General features: G+C 38.7%; 20 protein-coding genes, 1 tRNA gene and 1 pseudogene. 11 read left to right on the top strand and 11 right to left on the bottom strand.

Annotated elements, in window-relative coordinates:
* Together BN200_RS04670 and BN200_RS04665 are read right to left on the bottom strand one after the other, a co-directional pair.
* On the bottom strand, positions 1–921 hold the full coding sequence (locus BN200_RS04670) for a sulfite exporter TauE/SafE family protein (protein WP_019221358.1): 921 nt from the start codon (positions 919–921) through the stop codon (positions 1–3).
* A 172-nt stretch (positions 922–1,093) separates the two neighbouring features.
* Positions 1,094–1,909 (bottom strand): hypothetical protein, encoded by an 816-nt coding sequence (locus tag BN200_RS04665; protein WP_034989126.1) that lies wholly within the window; start codon positions 1,907–1,909, stop codon positions 1,094–1,096.
* 599 nt (positions 1,910–2,508) lie between these two features.
* Here BN200_RS04665 and BN200_RS04660 point away from each other — a divergent pair.
* From BN200_RS04660 to BN200_RS04650, 3 genes are read left to right on the top strand one after another with little or no spacing between them, the layout of a single operon-like run.
* Positions 2,509–3,255, top strand: a complete 747-nt coding sequence (locus tag BN200_RS04660; RefSeq protein ID WP_019221354.1) for an electron transfer flavoprotein subunit beta/FixA family protein — start codon at positions 2,509–2,511, stop codon at positions 3,253–3,255.
* Between the two features lie 52 nt (positions 3,256–3,307).
* Entirely contained in the window at positions 3,308–4,228 is a 921-nt protein-coding gene (locus BN200_RS04655) for an electron transfer flavoprotein subunit alpha/FixB family protein (protein ID WP_019221353.1), read from the top strand.
* 3 nt (positions 4,229–4,231) lie between these two features.
* On the top strand, positions 4,232–5,890 hold the full coding sequence (locus BN200_RS04650; protein ID WP_019221352.1) for an electron transfer flavoprotein-ubiquinone oxidoreductase: 1,659 nt from the start codon (positions 4,232–4,234) through the stop codon (positions 5,888–5,890).
* Positions 5,891–6,082: 192 nt separating this feature from the next.
* Here the strand turns inward: BN200_RS04650 and BN200_RS08525 are convergent, their stop codons facing one another.
* The 7 genes from BN200_RS08525 to BN200_RS04615 all read right to left on the bottom strand — a co-directional run bounded on the left by BN200_RS08525 (position 6,083) and on the right by BN200_RS04615 (position 11,897).
* Entirely contained in the window at positions 6,083–6,364 is a 282-nt protein-coding gene (locus tag BN200_RS08525; protein WP_019221351.1) for a hypothetical protein, read from the bottom strand.
* A gap of 1,019 nt (positions 6,365–7,383) precedes the next feature.
* Entirely contained in the window at positions 7,384–8,175 is a 792-nt protein-coding gene (locus BN200_RS04635; protein WP_019221349.1) for a pyrroline-5-carboxylate reductase, read from the bottom strand.
* 54 nt (positions 8,176–8,229) lie between these two features.
* Positions 8,230–8,475: a hypothetical protein gene (locus tag BN200_RS04630; RefSeq protein WP_019221348.1), complete on the bottom strand. Its 246-nt coding sequence runs from the start codon at positions 8,473–8,475 to the stop codon at positions 8,230–8,232.
* 102 nt (positions 8,476–8,577) lie between these two features.
* On the bottom strand, positions 8,578–8,946 hold the full coding sequence (locus tag BN200_RS04625) for a YraN family protein (protein ID WP_195886764.1): 369 nt from the start codon (positions 8,944–8,946) through the stop codon (positions 8,578–8,580).
* Positions 8,947–8,962: 16 nt separating this feature from the next.
* Positions 8,963–9,850, bottom strand: coding sequence for a 16S rRNA (cytidine(1402)-2'-O)-methyltransferase (gene rsmI, locus BN200_RS04620; protein ID WP_019221346.1), 888 nt, complete (start codon positions 9,848–9,850; stop codon positions 8,963–8,965).
* Between the two features lie 168 nt (positions 9,851–10,018).
* Positions 10,019–10,147, bottom strand: a complete 129-nt coding sequence (locus BN200_RS09905; RefSeq protein WP_019221345.1) for a hypothetical protein — start codon at positions 10,145–10,147, stop codon at positions 10,019–10,021.
* A gap of 658 nt (positions 10,148–10,805) precedes the next feature.
* On the bottom strand, positions 10,806–11,897 hold the full coding sequence (locus BN200_RS04615) for an Mrp/NBP35 family ATP-binding protein (protein WP_019221344.1): 1,092 nt from the start codon (positions 11,895–11,897) through the stop codon (positions 10,806–10,808).
* A 625-nt stretch (positions 11,898–12,522) separates the two neighbouring features.
* Between BN200_RS04615 and rpmH the strand changes: the two genes are divergently transcribed.
* The 8 genes from rpmH to BN200_RS04575 all read left to right on the top strand — a co-directional run bounded on the left by rpmH (position 12,523) and on the right by BN200_RS04575 (position 18,732).
* Positions 12,523–12,657 carry a 50S ribosomal protein L34 gene (gene rpmH / locus BN200_RS04610; protein WP_011181069.1) on the top strand — a complete coding sequence of 45 codons (135 nt, stop codon included), beginning with the start codon at positions 12,523–12,525 and terminating at the stop codon, positions 12,655–12,657.
* A gap of 118 nt (positions 12,658–12,775) precedes the next feature.
* Positions 12,776–13,168: a ribonuclease P protein component gene (rnpA, locus tag BN200_RS04605; RefSeq protein ID WP_034989122.1), complete on the top strand. Its 393-nt coding sequence runs from the start codon at positions 12,776–12,778 to the stop codon at positions 13,166–13,168.
* Positions 13,158–14,993 carry a membrane protein insertase YidC gene (gene yidC / locus BN200_RS04600; protein WP_019221342.1) on the top strand — a complete coding sequence of 612 codons (1,836 nt, stop codon included), beginning with the start codon at positions 13,158–13,160 and terminating at the stop codon, positions 14,991–14,993. Before rnpA ends, yidC begins: the two co-directional genes overlap by 11 nt.
* The gene (gene yihA / locus BN200_RS04595) at positions 14,994–15,641 is read left to right on the top strand and encodes a ribosome biogenesis GTP-binding protein YihA/YsxC (protein WP_019221341.1); all 648 of its coding nucleotides are present in this window, start codon (positions 14,994–14,996) and stop codon (positions 15,639–15,641) included.
* 139 nt (positions 15,642–15,780) lie between these two features.
* Positions 15,781–16,473, top strand: coding sequence for a glutathione S-transferase family protein (locus tag BN200_RS04590; protein WP_019221340.1), 693 nt, complete (start codon positions 15,781–15,783; stop codon positions 16,471–16,473).
* 321 nt (positions 16,474–16,794) lie between these two features.
* The gene (gene dapB, locus BN200_RS04585; protein ID WP_019221339.1) at positions 16,795–17,598 is read left to right on the top strand and encodes a 4-hydroxy-tetrahydrodipicolinate reductase; all 804 of its coding nucleotides are present in this window, start codon (positions 16,795–16,797) and stop codon (positions 17,596–17,598) included.
* A 35-nt stretch (positions 17,599–17,633) separates the two neighbouring features.
* Complete coding sequence (locus tag BN200_RS04580) at positions 17,634–18,254, top strand: 2,3-bisphosphoglycerate-dependent phosphoglycerate mutase (protein WP_019221338.1); 621 nt, start codon at positions 17,634–17,636, stop codon at positions 18,252–18,254.
* Between the two features lie 393 nt (positions 18,255–18,647).
* Positions 18,648–18,732 (top strand) — tRNA-Leu (locus tag BN200_RS04575).
* A gap of 99 nt (positions 18,733–18,831) precedes the next feature.
* On the opposite strand, the gene BN200_RS04570 is transcribed toward BN200_RS04575, so the two are convergent.
* Positions 18,832–19,035, bottom strand: coding sequence for a helix-turn-helix transcriptional regulator (locus BN200_RS04570; RefSeq protein WP_019221337.1), 204 nt, complete (start codon positions 19,033–19,035; stop codon positions 18,832–18,834).
* Positions 19,036–19,111: 76 nt separating this feature from the next.
* Positions 19,112–19,202: pseudogene (locus BN200_RS09675) on the bottom strand (lambda exonuclease family protein); the annotation flags it as partial.

Here is a 19,202-nt window from a genome sequence, read left to right as displayed (position 1 = left end):
TTATCTCATCAGAATATCGAGAGAGAAAAGATTATCAGGGCGTATAAATAACTGGAAAGCAAGACGCATACACACAATCAACACCAAACAGGCAAGCGCTAAACGCAATTGTTCAGCCTTTAATTTTCTTCCAGCCCTTGTTCCATATTGCGCACCAATACTTCCTCCAAGCATCAACAAAAAAGCCAAAACAATATCTACTGACTGATTACTGACACTTTGTAAAACTGTAGTAAAAGAAGAGACAAACGTAATCTGAAAAAGGGAAGTCCCAATCACCACACTGGTTGGAACACGCAAAAGGTAAATCAATGCTGGGATCATGAAGAATCCGCCACCAATTCCCATGATAGAAGACAACAATCCAACAATGAAACCAATCGCTAAAACTGGAAGAATGCTAACATAGATCATTGATGTGCGAAAACGCATTTTTAAAGGCAACCGATGGATCCAGTTATGGCGACCAGCAAGACGAATATTGACTTTTTGAGCCCTACGCTGACGCAGTATATCGCGCCAACTTTCAATAATCATCAAACTTCCCACACTTCCAAGAAGGACCACATAAAGAAGCGAAATCATTAAATCCAATTGCCCCAATTTTTTCAAAACAGAAAAAATCAGAATCCCGGCTAAAGAGCCAATTCCCCCTCCAATCGCTAAAAGAATACCCAATTTGATATCAAGAGTGCGTCTTCTAAAATGTGTAATTGCCCCTGTCACAGAGGAAGCAATCATCTGATTAGCCCCTGTTCCAACAGCAATAGCAGGAGGAATATTATAAAAAATCAATAAAGGCGTAATAAGAAAACCACCCCCAATACCAAAAAGACCTGAAAAAAAACCAGCAACCACCCCCATACCAATCAAGATCAGCATGTTGAGAGACATTTCAGCAATTGGTAAATAAATACTCACTTACAGAACCTTCAAGATCATTTGCGTTTTTTAGATAGTTCGAAAACTCCTCTTCAATAAGCCTCTTCTCCAACAGTTTTTGTCGCGTATTTAAAAAGGATAATTTTAGATGTCACACATGCCTTTATAAAATCATCAATGCGCAACACCTCTCATATCACGAAACCTAACATCAAAAATCAAAAAAAGGAGCCCCTCTTAAAAAGCTATAAAAACATAACGCTATCGCTACCATAAATGCAATGCTTAAAAAACACTGGAAAAATTTTTTAAGAGACGCACGTAAAAAAAAGAAGTTTTTCTGAGGTTCCATATTAGATGAAAGCGAGCACGCATCCTCAATGTAATGAGCAGCTTCCTGAACATCTGAGCACCTTTCTTCTACGGAAGAATTTTGTCCAAGCCCCTTAACCTCTTTTGGAAAAGGCTTTATGGCATCACTTGGTAAAAAGCTTTTATTCCTTTGTTGCAAGGTATTTTCAAAATGTGTTTGGCGTGCAGTTATACCATTTTGTTTTGAATCATTTGGTAGCTCTTGGAACAACAAGCGCTCCTGTTTCCCCTCATCTGCCATATCAGCAAGCTTCTGCACAACAGAATCAAGCGATTTTGAACCAGCTATACGCTGTTTTACTGGTGTTTTTTCTAGGCTTTTCTTTTCGCTCTGCAAGCTCTGAACGAGCAGTATAATCTTCTCTAAGGACTCAAAAAGCTTTTTTTCTTTTTGGCGACGTATGTAATGTTCCGCCAAAATTGCCCGACTAATGTCATCCAAATAAGATTGAAAACTTTCTTCCACGAAATTGTGCGAGGTCAAATGATGAGGCGAGTGTTTCATTTGCATTTGTGTGTGAACAGAGCGTAATTTCTTAGCGATATCGGACATTGTTACTTCAGCAGTTGTATTCCCTTGCTTCTTTTGCTCAACAACAAAAGAAGAAAGTTTATCATGTCCAGCCTGCTTTGTAAGATGGCTCTTGCTATTCACAAACATTACCCCTCATTGTCTTCGAAAAATGCTAAGTCGCATTAATCTTTTGCAAAGAATCGCACAAATGAATGAAAAGTTTGCTCTATTTTAGTAAATAGAGCTTTAAGAACTTCCAAAATAATTTGAAAGAATGATCATTGATTTTTCTGTTCTCAAAATTTGAATTGAAAAACCGTGCCCTATTTTTACTTTTTTCACTTTTTTGGCATAACATTTAAGAGCTATTGTCCCATTATAAACTGAGCATATGCAACTCAAAAAGAATATTCTCATTTTCTATTGGTATACCATTGATCATTTTATACCCCTTTTTTTCAGGTTCTTTTCGTAAAATTATTTTATAAATCATGATAAACACATTCATTAAAAATAAATGCACAGTGTTTTTTACTTTTTATTCAAGGGGAGAAAACAATAATGACAACGCAAAAGAATACAAAATGGGGACTGGGAACAATGATAAAAGAGTACAAAAAAATAGAGAACTTTTATAGCATGAGAAAACCAATGATGAAGTGAAGTTCAGTTCTAAACGATTTGGTTTCTTGTTGCTCTTACTATAAACTTGTGATCATAAAAAAACAAAGAGGATCATCATGAAGATAATTGTCGCTGTCAAACGTGTTGTTGATTATAATATCAAAATACGCGTCAAACCGGATAGCACAGGCGTTGATCTGTCGCATGTGAAAATGTCTATGAACCCTTTTGACGAAATTGCCGTAGAAGAAGCAATCCGCCAAAAAGAATCCGGCAAAATTTCAGAAGTTGTTCTTGTTTCAATTGGACCAGAAACAGCACAAGAAACCCTAAGAACAGGACTTGCAATGGGGGCGGATCGTGCGCTCCTTGTAACAACGCAAGAAACACTCGAACCTTTAGCAATTGCCAAAATTCTTAAAGTCATTATCCAAGAAGAAAAACCAGATATGGTCTTTTTAGGCAAACAAGCCATTGATGACGAGAGTAATCAAACAGGTCAAATGTTAGCTGCCCTTCTCGGTTGGGGACAAGCAACTTTTGCCTCAAACCTAAACGTAGAAAATGGGCATGCTATAGTCACCCGCGAAGTAGATGACGGGACTCAAACTCTTTCCCTTCCCCTCCCCATCGTCATAACAGCTGATTTACGGTTAAATGAACCGCGTTATACTTCTCTGCCCAATATTATGAAAGCAAAAAGAAAACCCATTGAACAAAAAGCTCTTGTCGACCTTGGCATAGAGACACGGAAACGCTTAACAGTCTTAAGCGTAGAAGAACCCAAACCCCGTCAATGCGGTGTCAAGGTAGCAAATGTAGCAGAACTAGTCAGTGCACTAAAACAAACACATTGCATTTAATCTTTGATAACTCATAAATCAAACGCAACACTGCATAAAAGGGTAAAAACATATGGCAATTCTTTTATTAGCCGAACATAATACAGAAGAAACCGCAAAAACGTTAAACGCTGCTCGCGCAATCAGCAACGAGATCGATATTTTGGTTTGTGGAACAAACGTTCAAGCAATCGCCGAAAACAGTGCCAAATTGACTGGTGTGCGGCAAATTCTTATCGCTGAAGCTGATTATTTAACACATCAATTAGCTGAACCAGTAGCAGATACAATCATGAAACAAGCGAATGATTATGATGTGTTCATAGCCGCCTCTACCAGCATCGGAAAAAATGTCATGCCGCGCGTAGCAGCTCTTCTTGATGTTATGCAAATTTCAGACATTATCGCCGTTGTTGCATCCGATACCTTCAAACGACCAATTTATGCAGGAAATGCCATTGAAACAATACGCAGCAATGATGACAAAAAAGTTATAACAGTCCGCACAGCCTCTTTCATCCCAGAACCCTCCCAAAAGAATGCTGCTCCCATTAAAACAATAACACCAGCTCCCAATCCAAACCTTTCTTCTTTTGTAAAAGCACAAACCAACAAAAGCAATCGCCCTGATCTTACCTCAGCACGTGTGATCATATCAGGAGGGCGTGGTCTTGGTTCACAAGAACAGTTTATGGCACTCCTTCTACCACTTGCAAACAAGTTAGAAGCCGCGTTAGGCGCCAGCCGAGCAGCAGTTGATGCAGGTTATGCTCCTAATGATTGGCAAATTGGACAAACAGGCAAAGTTGTTGCCCCAAAGCTTTATATCGCAGTTGGCATTTCCGGTGCAATCCAACATTTAGCCGGTATAAGGGATGCACAGATTATTGTCGCCATTAATAAAGATGCAGAAGCTCCCATCATGCAAATTGCTGATTATGCCCTTGTAGGCGATCTTCACCAAATTATTCCTGAATTGGAGAAAGCTTTATAAACCATGAATGCACCTCTGCATCAACGTGAAAGTATAGAATGTGACATAGTAATTGTGGGAGCGGGTCCTGCAGGACTTTCTGCTGCAATTCGTCTAAAACAGATTAACCCAGAACTTTCTGTTACAATCGTTGAAAAAGGTACTGAAGTTGGTGCACATATTCTCTCTGGTGCAGTTGTTGATCCTATCGGTATTGACACACTGTTGCCAGACTGGAGAAAAGAGCAAGATCATCCCTTCAAAACACCGGTCACCAGTGATCAGTTTTTTTTTCTAAAGCCCAAACATGCCACACTCTTTCCCAATATTTTTCGCCCTAAAATCTTATCAAATGACGGATGCTATATTGTTTCGCTCGGGAGTGTCTGTCGTTGGCTAAGCAAAAAAGCCGAAGCGCTCGGCGTCGAGATCTATTCTGGTTTTTCGATATCAGAAACCATAGAGAACGATAACGGAGCCATTATTGGTGTTCTCACAGGTGATATGGGACTAAACAAAGAGGGAACTCCTGGAAAAAATTATATGCCTGGTATGGCTTTATTAGCAAAATATACTCTGATAGCGGAAGGAGCACGTGGTTCCATCGCAAAACAACTGATACAAAAATTTGATCTGAGCAAAAACCGTGAACCACAAAAGTTTGGTCTTGGTCTCAAAGAGCTTTGGGAAGTCGATCCCCAAAAACACCAATGTGGTTTAGTGCAACATTTCGCCGGTTGGCCCTTAGATAATGATACTGGTGGTGGTGGTTTTCTTTATCACCAAGAAAACAATCTGATCTCTACTGGTTTTGTTGTACACTTAGATTATAAAAATCCTTATCTTTCTCCCTTCGAAGAATTTCAACGTTTTAAAACACATCCTAAACTCTATGAAATCTTCAAAGGAGCAAAACGCCTTTCTTATGGTGCCCGTGTCATCAGCGAAGGTGGTTGGCAATCTGTACCAAAACTGACCTTTCCTGGTGGAGCACTTATTGGCTGTTGTGCTGGTTTTGTCAATGTTCCTCGGATCAAAGGATCACATAACGCTATCTTATCTGGCATATTAGCAGCCGATAAAATCGTAGCAGCTCTTGCGCAAGGTCGCGCCCACGATGAAGTCAAAGAAATCGAAGAAGAGTGGCGCAAAGGTCCCATTGGCCAAGATCTTTATAAAACACGCAACGCCAAGCCTCTCTGGGCAAAATACGGCACAAAATATGGGATTAAGCTTGCCGGCTTTGATATGTGGTGGCAACAATTATTTGGATTTTCCTTATTTAAAACACTCTCACACGGAAAAGCAGATTATGCATGCCTTGAGCCAGCAAAAAATTTTCAACCCATTGCTTATCCCAAACCAGATGGTATGGTAACTTTTGACCGCCTTTCCAGTGTTGCGCTTTCCAATACCCACCATGAAAAAAACCAACCTTGCCATTTAAAAATAGCCTCATTAGAAAAACAAAAAAATTCTGAATATGCAATCTATGGAGGTCCTTCCACCCGCTATTGCCCTGCTGCTGTTTACGAATGGCTAGAGCATAATAATCAGGAAACTTATATGATCAATGCTGCAAACTGCATACATTGCAAAACCTGCGACATCAAAGATCCCAATCAAAATATTAATTGGACCTGTCCGCAAGGGAATGAAGGACCACTTTATCTCAATATGTAAATATTGCTCATCTCTCCCAAATCACCATCCCAGCCGATATCTGCAATATACGTAATACACGTTTTTTTTCACATTTTTTCACAAATGTCATGATATAAAAAATCATTTCCTGTGCCTGTGATTTATCCTTATTTTATAATAAAATCCGCCTCTTATCACCCTTCTAAACTTCATGATTTATGTCAGCACATCTTATCGCCGTTGTCTTGATTTCTTTGTGAGTCCCCATAAGCTCTTCCTCAAACCCTTTACAGAACCGAAAATCCTAACATAATCATCAACTTGTCCATGGCTATCAACACAAACAAAACTTGAAATCTTGCTATTATAAGAGACCTTGGCATTGTCATAAATTTTTAAATATTGAAAGATAAAAGCCTTGCCAAAAACTTCCATATAATCATAGACTTGACCACAAACCTTAGTATTGCCTGGTATTTTTTCATTGTCATAAACTCGGATAAAACCAAACACCCGAGTCTACTCATAAATCCAATAGTCTGTCACACTCATAGAAGTGGTTACTTTTCTTTTCAATAAAGTTCCCAAGCCCCCCTTAACATCAGCAAATCTTTTAAGACTTTATACGATAAAGATTGGTAATATGCTGCGTATAAGCATCTTTAATTTTTTCGATTTGATATTTTTTAGCCATTAATAAAATTCAAATCTAATTTGGTATAGAAAATTTTAGAAAGGAAAACCCTACATCACCTGAAGCATTTTTGAGCACTTTCACAAAGATAATTTTTCCAACAGAGTTTATTTTTTATAAATCTGAGTCCCATCGCAAACCTTATCATCAAGAACAGTATTCCCTCGATATGTTCATAATTTAAAATCAATGTATAATCATAAATATTGTTACGGACATGCATACATGGTTTGCTAAAATACTCACCACCTGTAGCCGTGTTATCACAAACCTTTGCATTTTCAGAAAATATAGGCAGTTTCAAAAATATATAAGCTTCATGATAAACTGATCTCTCACCTTTATGAGAGAGATTGCTGTGCTTTTCAAACAAAATTACTAAAATCACCAATCTTGACATCACTAAAATCTCTTAAGTATTTTAATGCAATAAAGTGTGTGATTACCCGTTCAAAATAGTTTTCCCCCATTTTGCAGAGCACCGATCCATAAGAAGCATATTTACACTTTCAAAGATTTTTATTCCTACATTGATCTCTCTTATAACCGTACAAGCAAAGGCTTTTTTGATTCACAGTAAAAGGAATTGAAATAAGAAAATCTTGCTGTATTCAATATTCTCATGTAGGCTGTAAATAATGAATTATCTTTATAAATCAACTTATTACTGTAGAAAAATTCTGAATATCACTCTGCTTACTCTGAAAACATAGAGAACAGACAATTTTATAGATCTTGTGTTCAAGGAGCGTTGAAACAGACGCTATGATATAGCTCTTCTAAAATCAGAAAGCAAATTTTGACTCAACTATTATTTTGCAAATTTTGATCGAAAATTTTAATGTGTAAACGGCGCGTTTATTTTTTGCAAAGTAGTCTCAAGAGCCATAGTTAAAGCAGTTTCCCCCCCTTGGCGAGAAAAACAGTGTGACAAAAGTTCATTTGTCCCCCCCTTTGTTGAAAACTCCTTCTCAAGCATTGCAAAATCGAGGGGTGTAGAACCATCCGCAGCTATAATTTTGCGCATTTCATCGGTCAGATTCGCAAACATCATAGCCAGAAAATCTGCTGATTGCTGGTTTTTTAACCCCTGTTTTATAAACCATTGATGCGCTGTTTCTATAAAATTAAAATAAACCCCCATAAGTGAACCAGCAGTCATAAAAAGATTAAACTGTTCCTCCGCATCCAACACCAATGTGCCACCCAACGCATCAAATAGCTTGCGTAAAAAGGAATGATCAGGATAAATTGGCGTTAAATTTTTACATTCTGACACAAAAGGAAGTGGAACAGCACGATAAACCTTATGGTTGATCCACTCTTCAACTTCTGCCACTTTTGCCATGGCAAGTACAGAAACAACAAGCTGTTCTGAACGAAAACGAAGAGAACGCAAGACCTCTTCTGCAATTTGGTTGGGAAGACAGAGAAAAACACTCTCACTAACATCAAGCAACGCTTGATTATTTTCAGCGATCATAACCTTATCATAAGTGTGCGCAAGATGCTCTGCTCGCCGCGCATTGCGTGGTGAGAGAATAATGGAAGAAACATCAAAAGCACTTCTCATTAAACCATCAACCATTGCAGCACTGATTGTACCTGTTCCCAAAAAGCCAATTTTCATTTTCACTCCTCGTTCTCAGAATTTTCAAGCAAACTCAACCAACGCTTTGCTATTTTAACTTACATAAGCACTAATTGAAGAGGCAACACAAAGCATAGCAAGAATAATTAATGCCAAGTAGATTTTCGGCTTATCAAAGAGAACTGCAAAAGCAGAAAACCAACCAACAACCGCAGCCGCTAATGCAAACAAAAAACCTTGTTTATTCATGAGCACAATATGCATTGCCATTAAACCACCAATAATCAGCGCTCCAAAAACAATCAACAAGCCCGTTGCAAATTTTTCATAATCATCCATCTTTCGCTCCTCATAGCGCCAAAATTATTACGCATTTTTTCTAACTCATGTGTATAAACGACAGACTTTTCATCTATCATGGTTCAAACAATAGAGAAACTCTTATTTATCAGATGTAAAAAATGCTGGAATATGCTGCGGCCAACGCCATGGTAAAATAGCAATCAGGTCGAAGCGCACACATAAAAGAGCACGATCTTTTTGTCGTGCCAACCAAATATCGGCTGCTGCCTCAATGCGCTTCTCATTCACCCGCGAAACAGCAACCATTGCTTCAGCCAATGTTGAACGTGATTTGACCTCAACGATTAAAACAAGATTTCCACGTCGCGCAATTAAATCAATTTCACCACATTTCGTTTTAAAACGAATCTCAGCAATGTAAAAGCCTTTGAGTCGTAGCCACCAAGCTGCCCATTTTTCTGCACGAATACCTCGATAGAAAGACTCCTGCCTACGCTTTTTTTGTATCGTTTTCCCCATTGTTTTACGTGTCTTTTAAAAAATTCAACCGCTGAAAAAGTTTTTGTTTTTTTAAGCCGGTTTTCTTTGCCACCAAAGCAGCCGTCTGAGCCGCAGAATGCGCACCAGACAATTCTAACAACATTGCATCAATTTCTTGATCACTCATCATTTCCAAAGAAGAAAGAGCCTGTCCAACAAGCACAACAATTTCTCCACGAATATGCACCTGTTTGCTGTAATTTTCTAGCAAATTCCCTAAATTGGAAACATCAACTGTTTCAAACTTTTTTGTTAATTCACGACAAATGGCCGCAGGACGATCTGCCGAAAAAAGAGCAACCATATCCTGTAAAGTCTCAACAAGACGATGAGGTGATTCATAAAAAACCAACGTTGCGGGAATGGCTTTTAATTGTTCTAGGCGCTTTTGACGTTGCGCTTTTCGTGCACTCAAAAAACCTGCAAAGAAAAAACTATCGGTAGGCAGCCCCGTCGCAACAAGAGCAGCTAAAAGAGCTGATGCGCCAGGAATTGGAACGATTTTATGACCAGCCTTGCGTGCTTCTTCTACCAGTCGAAACCCAGGATCAGAAATGAGTGGTGTCCCAGCATCTGATACAAGCGCCACACTTTTATTTTCTGCTAAAGCTTTCAGTAACTTCGGTCCTGCCTTTTGTGCATTATATTCATGATAAAGGAAGGTTTTTTTCTCAATAGCATAACGTTCCAACAAAACACGTGTCACTCGTGTATCCTCACAAGCGAGAATATCAACTCCTGCAAGCACTTGCAAAGCACGAAGAGTGATATCTGCAAGATTTCCAATAGGCGTTGCTACAAGATAAAGCGCTGATTCTATGACCGGTGCAGAATAAGCATGAGCACCTATAAAATACGCTTTTTCACGCATGCTTTTCTTTCATAATCAAATAACTTCTCCTCAGCTTGTAACCACAAGCTCTACCCCTGATCAAGCTATATCCGCTAAAAAGTTCTTTACCAGCCTCAAAAGATCAACTGTCGAATGATACACACTGCAATAAGGTGATATCCTCAAAGTCCAATGCCTTTCTTGGCATTATAACCTATTTTGAGCATCATTATTGCTTCCAGTAGCATGAATTTCTAATAGAACCAAAGCCCTTATCATCCCCCCATAACTTGCCACAAAACCTCCTTTAAAAGCCAAAAAAACAATTTTACCCATCCCTTCTCCCGCTTATTCCACCCTGTTAAGGCTAAATGTTCCAAAGCATGCCTATAACCAAGCTTTTTTCAAATCTACCTTATTTATCGGGTTTAAAAAATATCACCCCCAGCAAAAATGAATCGCTCCTTTTAGCAACACAAACAACGACTTACATCATAGTTGAAAAGTATAAACGCACCATGAGAATTCTTAAATTTTAAAAGACTCCTAAAAAACTTTGCAAAACTCTGATGGATATCCAGTAATTTTATAGAGAAAAACATTTTATGGACACCTAGGTGCTGTTTATTTTATAAATAACTTAAAATACAGTGCTCTTTTCTTTCATTGGCTACTTTAAAATCATCCTTTGGAAAAATCTTTTACCGCTTAAACAATTTTGTCTAAACTGCTCTCATTTTCTATATATTTTTCCTTGACTTTTTGACAGGAAGACTAATCTCTCTTTTTCTTTATCTCACTGCATTATCTATACAATTTATATGATCCACCCCCCTTAAGTCATCCAATTGCATGAACGATTTTGCATTTATTTAACTTTAGAATATGTTATCTAAGAATAATTGACGAGATCTCAGACAAAAAGCACCAACACAACAGCGCTTGGTGTTTTAAATCATTGTCTTTTAGCACCTCCCTCTTTAGAAATCTCCATTTAAAACAATTTGTTTTTTATTTGATCAACGATCGTACGATAAAGCTTAGCATGTTCGCCATCAGACTTAGCAGCAAAAATAGGGATGCCTTCATCTGAAGAAGAGCGTAAAGCTGCATCAAGCGGCACTTCTGCTAAGAAAGGCACTCCACGGCATTCCGCTTCTGCACGCGTACCACCATAACCAAAAATATCGTAGCGTTTCCCTGTATCAGGAGCAATAAAATAACTCATATTCTCAATAAGTCCTAAAATGGGAACATCGACTTTCATGAACATTTCTATGGCTTTACGAGCATCAACCAAAGCAAGATCCTGCGGAGTAGAAACAATCAGTGCCCCCGTCAACTGCACTTGTTGAGCAAGAGTCAATTGGGCATCCCCTGTACCTGGAGGCATATCAACTAGCAAAACGTCAAGAGGTCCCCATAAAACATCTCTGAGCAATTGCGTTACAGCAGCCATCACCATGGGACCACGCCAGACCACCGGCTTTTCTTCCTTTACCAAAAATCCCATCGACATCAATTTAAGGCCGAATTTTTCAAGAGGATGCAGCTTTTTCCCATCAATACACTGTGGTTTTTGGTTAACAAGTCCTGTCAAACGTGGCAAAGAAGGACCATAAATATCTGCATCCATCAAACCCGTTTTAAAACCAGAATCTTGTAAAGCTAAAGCGATATTCATTGCCATTGTAGATTTACCAACCCCCCCCTTTCCAGAAGCAACCGCAACCACATGCCGTACACCTTCTATCGGCATTTTTACAGGCAAACCACTTGCTCTGTGTTTTGGTACAGAAAACACTGTCTCTCTCTGCGGAGAAGACACCTCTGGTCTTTTTTCTGCTGTGAGTGTGACAATAACAGATTCTACACCCTCTAGAGCAGAAACCACTGCTTCAGCAGAACGGCGCAACGATTCCCATTCTTGCACACGCCCATCAGGAACTGTAATGGAAAAGAAAACTTTGCCATCAGCAACCAATATTTCTGAAAGAAGCCCTAAGGATACAATATCGCTTTCAAAATTCGGTCCTTTGACTTTATGTAACGCGTTGCGAATAGCATCGCTTGTGATAGAAACCACGCTCTTTCCTCTCTCTCCAAATGCCAACGAACACAACAATAGGACAACACCTAAAACTCATCATCTAAAATTTCACACTTTGCATACTTTAATAAACGTTAACAAAGTGGAGATCTCTTATACCTTATCTCTTTTTAAAATGCGAAACCAATCTCAAATTTAAAAAGCTCAAATGCAAAATCTGCTATAAATTTCTCTTAAATAGGCTTATCGTACAAATACTTTACAAATTTTCTATAAGATTTAGCAAACTCGTTATGGTTAAATTATCCTAAAGCACACTTTATTGATAACTATCATCACTGAGAATTATAATCATTCAACAGCAAATCACACTTCTTTCACCTGTGATTCTTGATTATTCATGTGACACAAAAGAGAGAACAATCAACCGCGTTATTGCAAACACACATTATTTTTCTTAAATTATGAAAGCATCATGAACAAAATGAATATCCATCATAGAATTTTTTATATTTTCTCAAGAAAGAGAAAAACAATCTAAGATTGACTTTTTTTATGTTTTTCCTTATGGGTTAACAGTCTTATGATAGGACTAGTTTTTTATCTAGCACATAACTGCTCATAGAGCTAAGAAGGGCCGCACTCCGCGGTATTTAAATAAATGAAACGTACTTACCAACCCTCTAAACTTGTCCGTAAACGCCGCCATGGGTTTCGTGCACGTATGGCAACAGCGAGTGGCCGTAAAGTTATTGCAGCAAGGCGTGCACGTGGACGTAAGCGGTTATCCGCTTAAAGATTTAAATTTTCACAACCGTTGAACAGTCCTTGTTATTTCTTCGTTGTGAAACTTTCGTTTTGAACCTCCAATGCCTGCTTTTGCGGGCATTTAGTAAAATTGCGAAATGCTTTTTATGAAGAAAAAACATCCCTGCCGCATTCGCAAGAGAGCGGATTTTTTAGCTGTACGTACAGGAGAAAAACGACGTGGTCCCTTATTTCTGCTTGAAGTTAAGTCGAGGGAACAGACGGCAGAGATGAAATCTCCTCTTGTTGCGCGTGTGGGATTCACAGTTACACGGAGAAATGGCAATGCTGTCAAACGTAATCGTATTAAAAGGCGCTTGCGTGAAGCGGTAAGAGTTGGTTTAACAGACGATATGGAAGCAGGGACAGACTATGTCATTGTAGCGCATCCTGATGCGCTTCATGCACCTTTTACGTCTCTAATCAATGAATTAAGCCGGCGGATCAAACCGAAAACAAAACGCCAGAAACGGCAACAGGGTAATACGAATGGAATATAACAGGAATTTCTTTATCGCCATTGGATTGTCTTTTGGAGTGCTTATCGCATGGCATTTTTTTTATGTTGCTCCCAAACAGGCTGAGTTACAACAAAAACAATTAATCGCCCAACAGCTTTCAAAACAACAGTCAACAGTTTCTTCTTCCACCGCAGATTTTTCTAACAATGAACCGGTCCATGAATCAGCACTTATCACTAATCACCCGATGACCCCTGAAGTTCGTAATGCTGAATTGGTCAAAACAGACCGTATTGCCATAAAAACTGGCGAACTTGAAGGTTCTATTAATCTAGTTGGCGCACAATTTGATGATCTTCTGCTTAAAAAATATCGCCTGACAGTGGATAAAGAATCGTCGGAAATCACTTTGTTAAACCCCAAAGGATTTAAAGAAACCTATCTTGCTGAATTTGGTTTTACCAGTTCATCCTTGTCAACAAAAGCCTTGCCACAATCGGATACACGGTGGCAAATAGAGGGGAGCAATACAACACTCACCCCTTCAACGCCTGTCACTTTAATTTACAATAACGGACAAGGTCAAACCTTTCGTCGCACTCTTTCTGTTGATGATCACTACATGTTTACCATTGAGGATTCTGTCACAAATGAGAGTGATAAACCAATATATCTTTCATCCTATGCGCGGGTTGCACGAGCAGCTCCACCAGAACATACAAATGCAACCTATTTACTCCATGAAGGCATGATAGGAATTGCAGGAGATTCGCTCAAAACGGAAAAATATAAAACCTTAGCAGAACTTGATCCGAATCCCGATAGTGGACAAAAGAGTATCACCTTCTCTAAAGTCATGGGAGGGTGGATTGGTATTACCGATAAATATTGGGCTGTAGCGGTTATCCCCCCACAGGATAAAGAATATACAAGCCGCTTTATTTATTTTGATCGCCTACAAACGCATTATCAATCTGACTTACTTGGTTCGCTTTTAACAGTTGCTCCAAATGAAACAAAAACTGTTACAAATCGTCTTTTTGCCGGTGCAAAACAAGTTGAAATTATTAATCACTATCAAAATGACCTAAAAATTAAGAAATTTGCTCTTTTAATCGATTGGGGTTGGTTTGATTTCATCACCAAACCGATGTTTTCCCTTATTGACATCCTTTATAAGCAAACAGGCAATTTTGGTATCGCCATTCTTCTTGTTACAGTACTCTTGAAAACACTTCTCTTTCCATTAGCAAACAAATCCTATAAATCTATGGCGCGTATGAAAATCATACAACCGATGTTGCTGGAAATAAAAGAGAAATATCCAGAGGATAAAACCAAACAACAACAAGCAATAATAGAGTTATACAAAACTCAAAAAATTAATCCTCTTGCGGGCTGTTGGCCGATGTTAGTTCAATTTCCGATATTCTTTGCTCTTTATAAAGTTTTGTATATCACTATCGAAATGCGGCATGCACCTTTCTTTGGTTGGATTCAAGATTTAGCAGCGCCGGATCCAACTTCTCTTTTTAACCTATTTGGTCTTTTGCCTTATACAGTTCCTGCATTTTTTATGCTTGGTGCATGGCCTTTGATCATGGGGATAACGATGTTCTTGCAAATGCGTATGAACCCCGCCCCTCAAGATCAAACACAAGCTATGATTTTCGCGTGGATGCCAGTCATTTTTACCTTTATGCTTGCGTCTTTCCCTGTTGGTCTGGTTATCTATTGGGCATGGAACAATATATTGTCTATGATTCAGCAAGGTATTATGATGAAACGGCAAGGGGTTAAAATTGAGCTTTTGAATAATCTTAAAGCCATGTGGAGAAGATCACCCAAAAAAGAAGTGCAATGAATGACACCAGATTTTTCCCTTCCAGGAATTTTTTCTCGCAATTGGATTTTTATTCGCGGTGTCCCTACAATGCGCTTTCTTCCCCCTGAAGGACCACCGGAAATTGCATTTGCCGGACGTTCCAATGTAGGGAAATCATCTTTGATCAACGCACTTGTCCGACAAAAAAATTTAGCGCGAACCTCAAATACACCAGGACGCACTCAAGAGCTTAATTACTTTGTACCTGATGGTTTCAGTGGGCGACCAGGAGACCTCCCGCCTATAGCACTAGTGGATATGCCGGGCTATGGTTTTGCCGAAGCGCCTAGAAATCTGGTTGAGGCATGGACAGATTTGATTTTTAGCTATTTACGGGGACGCACAACACTAAAACGTGTTTATGTGTTGATTGACTCGCGTCATGGTATAAAAAAAAATGATGCAGAAGTTTTAGATCTTCTTGATAAAGCAGCCGTTTCTTACCAAATTATTTTAACCAAAAGTGATAAAATAAAATCAAGCGTTCTTGATCAACTCGTTATAACCACAAAAACAAAACTTCTCAAACATCCAGCAGCTTATCCTGAAATTCTTGCAACATCTTCAGAAAAAGCACTGGGTCTGGAAGAATTGCGTACTGCCATTTTACAAACGATCGCATTATAGAACGCCTTCCTGTTCTTAACGGTTTATTAAACCTAATTACTAGCTTCTGCTAATAATCTTGTAGTTTCAATAAAGCATCTTTATAAAAATTCTTTTTACTTGAAAGAATTACTATCAACTCTATTTGAAAGTGTAGATTATGCTGACACTTTTTCACTCCCCGCTTTCTTCTGCTTCCCGCTTTATACGTCTTATTCTTGGAGAATATAGTATAAACACTCAACTCATTGAAGAACATGAATGGGCAAGAAGACACGAATTTCTTGCGCTTAATCCAGCTGGAACTATTCCCGTTCTTCTTACTGAACAAGAAATTCCATTATCAGGAGCCATTGTTATCTACGAATATTTAGATGAAACATACGGAAGTTTACGACAAGAGAAAAAATTCTTTCCAGAAAATCCTTTAGACCGTGCTGAGGTACGCCGTCTTAACGACTGGTTTTTAAATAAATTTGAAAATGAAGCTACGCGCCACATTGTACGCGAACGAATCTATAAACGTGAAATGCCGCTAGCCATTGGTGGAGGCGCGCCCAATTCACAAATTTTGCGCAATGCGCGTGCCAATATTTTACCACATATGAACTATCTCAATTGGCTCTGTGCCTCTCGCGATTGGTTAGTTGGATCTGAACTCTCCTATGCAGATCTAGCAGCAGCAGCAATTATTTCTGTCCTTGATTTTCTGGGTGAAATTGACTGGGCACAATCCCCTGCTGCTAAAGATTGGTATATGCGGGTTAAATCGCGCCCTTCTTTTCGTCCTCTTTTAACAGATCGCATCCGAGGGATTGTAGCGAGTCCTCATTATGCAGATCTCGACTTCTAAGAACCTCTCCCTAATAAAAGTGAAAGCAATATTGAACAACACAGGAAATATGCTTCTATAGCAATGGAATCTTATACATTTGTACACACCATGTATAATCCTCTCTTCTCCAGAATACCTATTAAAAGATGTACTAAGCTACATTCATATTATTGACTCTCTCAACAAGCAGGAAAATATTTCCCATCGTGCACTTTTATTAACAGATAATCCCTTCACATCACTAAAGAAACAACTTTTTGCTATAGAATAAAGAACCGTTGGCAAGAAAGAAAGAATTTGCCTATAGTACAAAAGGTAAAGTGACATAAGGAGAAAAATATGCGCCTTACAGTCGTCGGTGCGAATGGAAAAATGGGACGTGAACTTATTACAGCTATTCAACGTAGAAAAGACGTGGAGCTTTGTGCTGTGCTTGTACGGAAAGGATCATCTTTTGTAAACAAAGATGCAAGCACATTGATTGGTTCAGATTTTCTTGGGATCAGCATCACTGATGATCCAGAAATCGCCTTTTCTAATACTGAAGGTATTTTAGATTTTTCTCAACCACAAGCCAGTATTTTCTACGCAAACTATGCTGCTCAAAAAGGCCTTGTCCATATTATTGGCACAACGGGATTTAGCAAAACAGAAGAAATGGAAATTGCAGACTGTGCAAAATATACAACGATTGTCAAATCCGGAAATATGAGTCTTGGCGTCAATCTCTTGGCCAACCTTGTAAAGAAAGCTGCAAAAACATTAGAGGATGATTTTGACATTGAGATTTATGAAATGCATCATGCGAACAAAGTTGATGCCCCTTCTGGAACAGCTCTCCTTCTTGGGCAAGCAGCAGCAGAAGGTCGCAATGTTATGCTAAAAAATGTGAGTGTCAACGAACGGAGTGGCCATACAGGAAAACGTGAAAAAGGCACAATTGGCTTTACCTGTTCACGAGGTGGAACAGTTATTGGTGATCATAGCGTTACTTTTGCCGGCGAAAATGAACGTATTGTTCTTTCACATATAGCACAAGAACGTTCTATTTTTGCCAATGGTGCATTAAAAGCAGCTCTATGGGCAAAAAACCAGGAAAATGGTCTTTATTCAATGCTTGACGTTTTGGGACTGAATGCATGAATTTTAAACAGTTTAAATAACATAGGAAACTCATAATGGGACGCACACTTGTACTCATCCGTCATGGACAAAGTGAATGGAATCTCAAAAATTTTTTTACCGGTTGGAAAGATCCTGATTTAACAGAAAAAGGCTGTATCGAAGCAATAGCAGCAGGCAAAAAACTTAAAGAAGCTGGTTTGAAATTTGATATTGCTTATACATCTGCCTTACAGCGTGCACAAAAAACAGCGCGGTACATCTTAGAACAAATGGGACAATCAGATTTAAAACTGATAAAAACCCCCACATTGAATGAACGGGATTATGGTGATCTTTCTGGTTTGAATAAAGATGAAGTGCGTCAAAAATGGGGGGAACAGCAAGTGCAAATATGGCGCCGTTCCTATGCTATTGCCCCCCCTAATGGAGAAAGCCTTCGCGATACCGGTGCACGCGTTTGGCCTTATTATCTTCACCATATTCAACCACATATTTTGCGCTCTCAAACTGTTTTAATCGCAGCACACGGTAACTCTCTTCGTGCTCTTATCATGGCACTTGAAGGCCTAAACAGTGAAGAAATCATCTCTCAAGAATTAGCGACTGGTATTCCCATGATTTATACATTGAATTCGGATTCAACAATTTCATCAAAGACAATCCTTACCCCTTAAATTTTTAAAAGCACAGTGACTGAATACAGAATTCAATCTGATAATTTTGATCTTGAAAATAAATTCTTTGCTTTCTTCCTTAACCTAAAGATAAAGCTTACTCATCTTCACCGATCTGTTATAAAATTGGTTTCTCTTTGCAAGCTTCTATTGTGAGCACCTATTTACTTTCCTTCATAAATTTTACAAATAAGTTCTGTCCTGAGCATCTCACTCATTTTTATCTCTTTCATACTTCAGTAATGCACAAGAAAACTAAAATCAGCTATCGATGACATTGTATTTCTTAATATGGATGAATACGCTTCCACGTTCTGTACTAAAAGACAATGTTTACGATACCATGGATAATTTTATTGACAGAAGTTCCTCACAAGCTTAGATGAATTTTAAGCCCAGATGGCGGAATTGGTAGACGCGCAGGTTTCAGGTACCTGTGCCGCAAGGCGTGGAGGTTCGAGTCCTCTTTTGGGCACCATTTTTTGTTTTTAGGGCGTTGAAATATATAGTTTTTCTATTTAATTCTCTTTTTTAAGACCACCTTTTAGTCCACCTCTTGTAGTTTATACAATTTTACCTAATTTGTTGTTATTTGCTCCGTATTTTTCTTTGGAGTAAAAGCTAGAATCTCTTTTTTTCTCCACCTTACTGCTCTGCCTAGCTTATATGGCTCTGGAAATACACCTTGAAGCACCCAATTACGAATCGTTGTCGTTGATACACTAAAAAGCTGTGCACATTCACGGGTTGTTACATATCTATCGCCATCATCAAATATCATCTCATTGCCTTTCTATTTTTTATATTATGTAAATGGGGGGGTGAGGGTGCTGGGAGGAGAGAGCACCCCCATAACGTCAAGCAGCTTTTGTCAAAATCTTTTGCATCTCTTGTTCTATTTCTGCTAAAAAGATTTCAACCGCTTGATTGATCTGTTCAATTCGTTTC

It is taken from the genome of Bartonella senegalensis OS02, assembly GCF_000312545.1.
GTDB classification, from domain to species: domain Bacteria; phylum Pseudomonadota; class Alphaproteobacteria; order Rhizobiales; family Rhizobiaceae; genus Bartonella; species Bartonella senegalensis.
Note: the sequence above shows the minus strand (reverse complement) of the source record. Positions and strands in the feature narration are given on the sequence as shown.

Bases quoted from the DNA above. Each gene is read 5' to 3' on its own strand.
- BN200_RS04660 (WP_019221354.1), top strand. From the start codon at position 2,509: ATGAAGATAATTGTCGCTGTCAAACGTGTTGTTGATTATAATATCAAA.
- BN200_RS04655 (WP_019221353.1), top strand. From the start codon at position 3,308: ATGGCAATTCTTTTATTAGCCGAACATAATACAGAAGAAACCGCAAAA.
- BN200_RS04650 (WP_019221352.1), top strand. From the start codon at position 4,232: ATGAATGCACCTCTGCATCAACGTGAAAGTATAGAATGTGACATAGTA.
- BN200_RS04635 (WP_019221349.1), bottom strand. From the start codon at position 8,175: ATGAAAATTGGCTTTTTGGGAACAGGTACAATCAGTGCTGCAATGGTT.
- BN200_RS04630 (WP_019221348.1), bottom strand. From the start codon at position 8,475: ATGGATGATTATGAAAAATTTGCAACGGGCTTGTTGATTGTTTTTGGA.
- rsmI (WP_019221346.1), bottom strand. From the start codon at position 9,850: ATGCGTGAAAAAGCGTATTTTATAGGTGCTCATGCTTATTCTGCACCG.
- BN200_RS09905 (WP_019221345.1), bottom strand. From the start codon at position 10,147: ATGGGTAAAATTGTTTTTTTGGCTTTTAAAGGAGGTTTTGTGGCAAGT.
- rpmH (WP_011181069.1), top strand. From the start codon at position 12,523: ATGAAACGTACTTACCAACCCTCTAAACTTGTCCGTAAACGCCGCCAT.
- rnpA (WP_034989122.1), top strand. From the start codon at position 12,776: ATGAAGAAAAAACATCCCTGCCGCATTCGCAAGAGAGCGGATTTTTTA.
- yidC (WP_019221342.1), top strand. From the start codon at position 13,158: ATGGAATATAACAGGAATTTCTTTATCGCCATTGGATTGTCTTTTGGA.
- yihA (WP_019221341.1), top strand. From the start codon at position 14,994: ATGACACCAGATTTTTCCCTTCCAGGAATTTTTTCTCGCAATTGGATT.
- BN200_RS04590 (WP_019221340.1), top strand. From the start codon at position 15,781: ATGCTGACACTTTTTCACTCCCCGCTTTCTTCTGCTTCCCGCTTTATA.
- dapB (WP_019221339.1), top strand. From the start codon at position 16,795: ATGCGCCTTACAGTCGTCGGTGCGAATGGAAAAATGGGACGTGAACTT.
- BN200_RS04580 (WP_019221338.1), top strand. From the start codon at position 17,634: ATGGGACGCACACTTGTACTCATCCGTCATGGACAAAGTGAATGGAAT.
- BN200_RS04570 (WP_019221337.1), bottom strand. From the start codon at position 19,035: ATGATATTTGATGATGGCGATAGATATGTAACAACCCGTGAATGTGCA.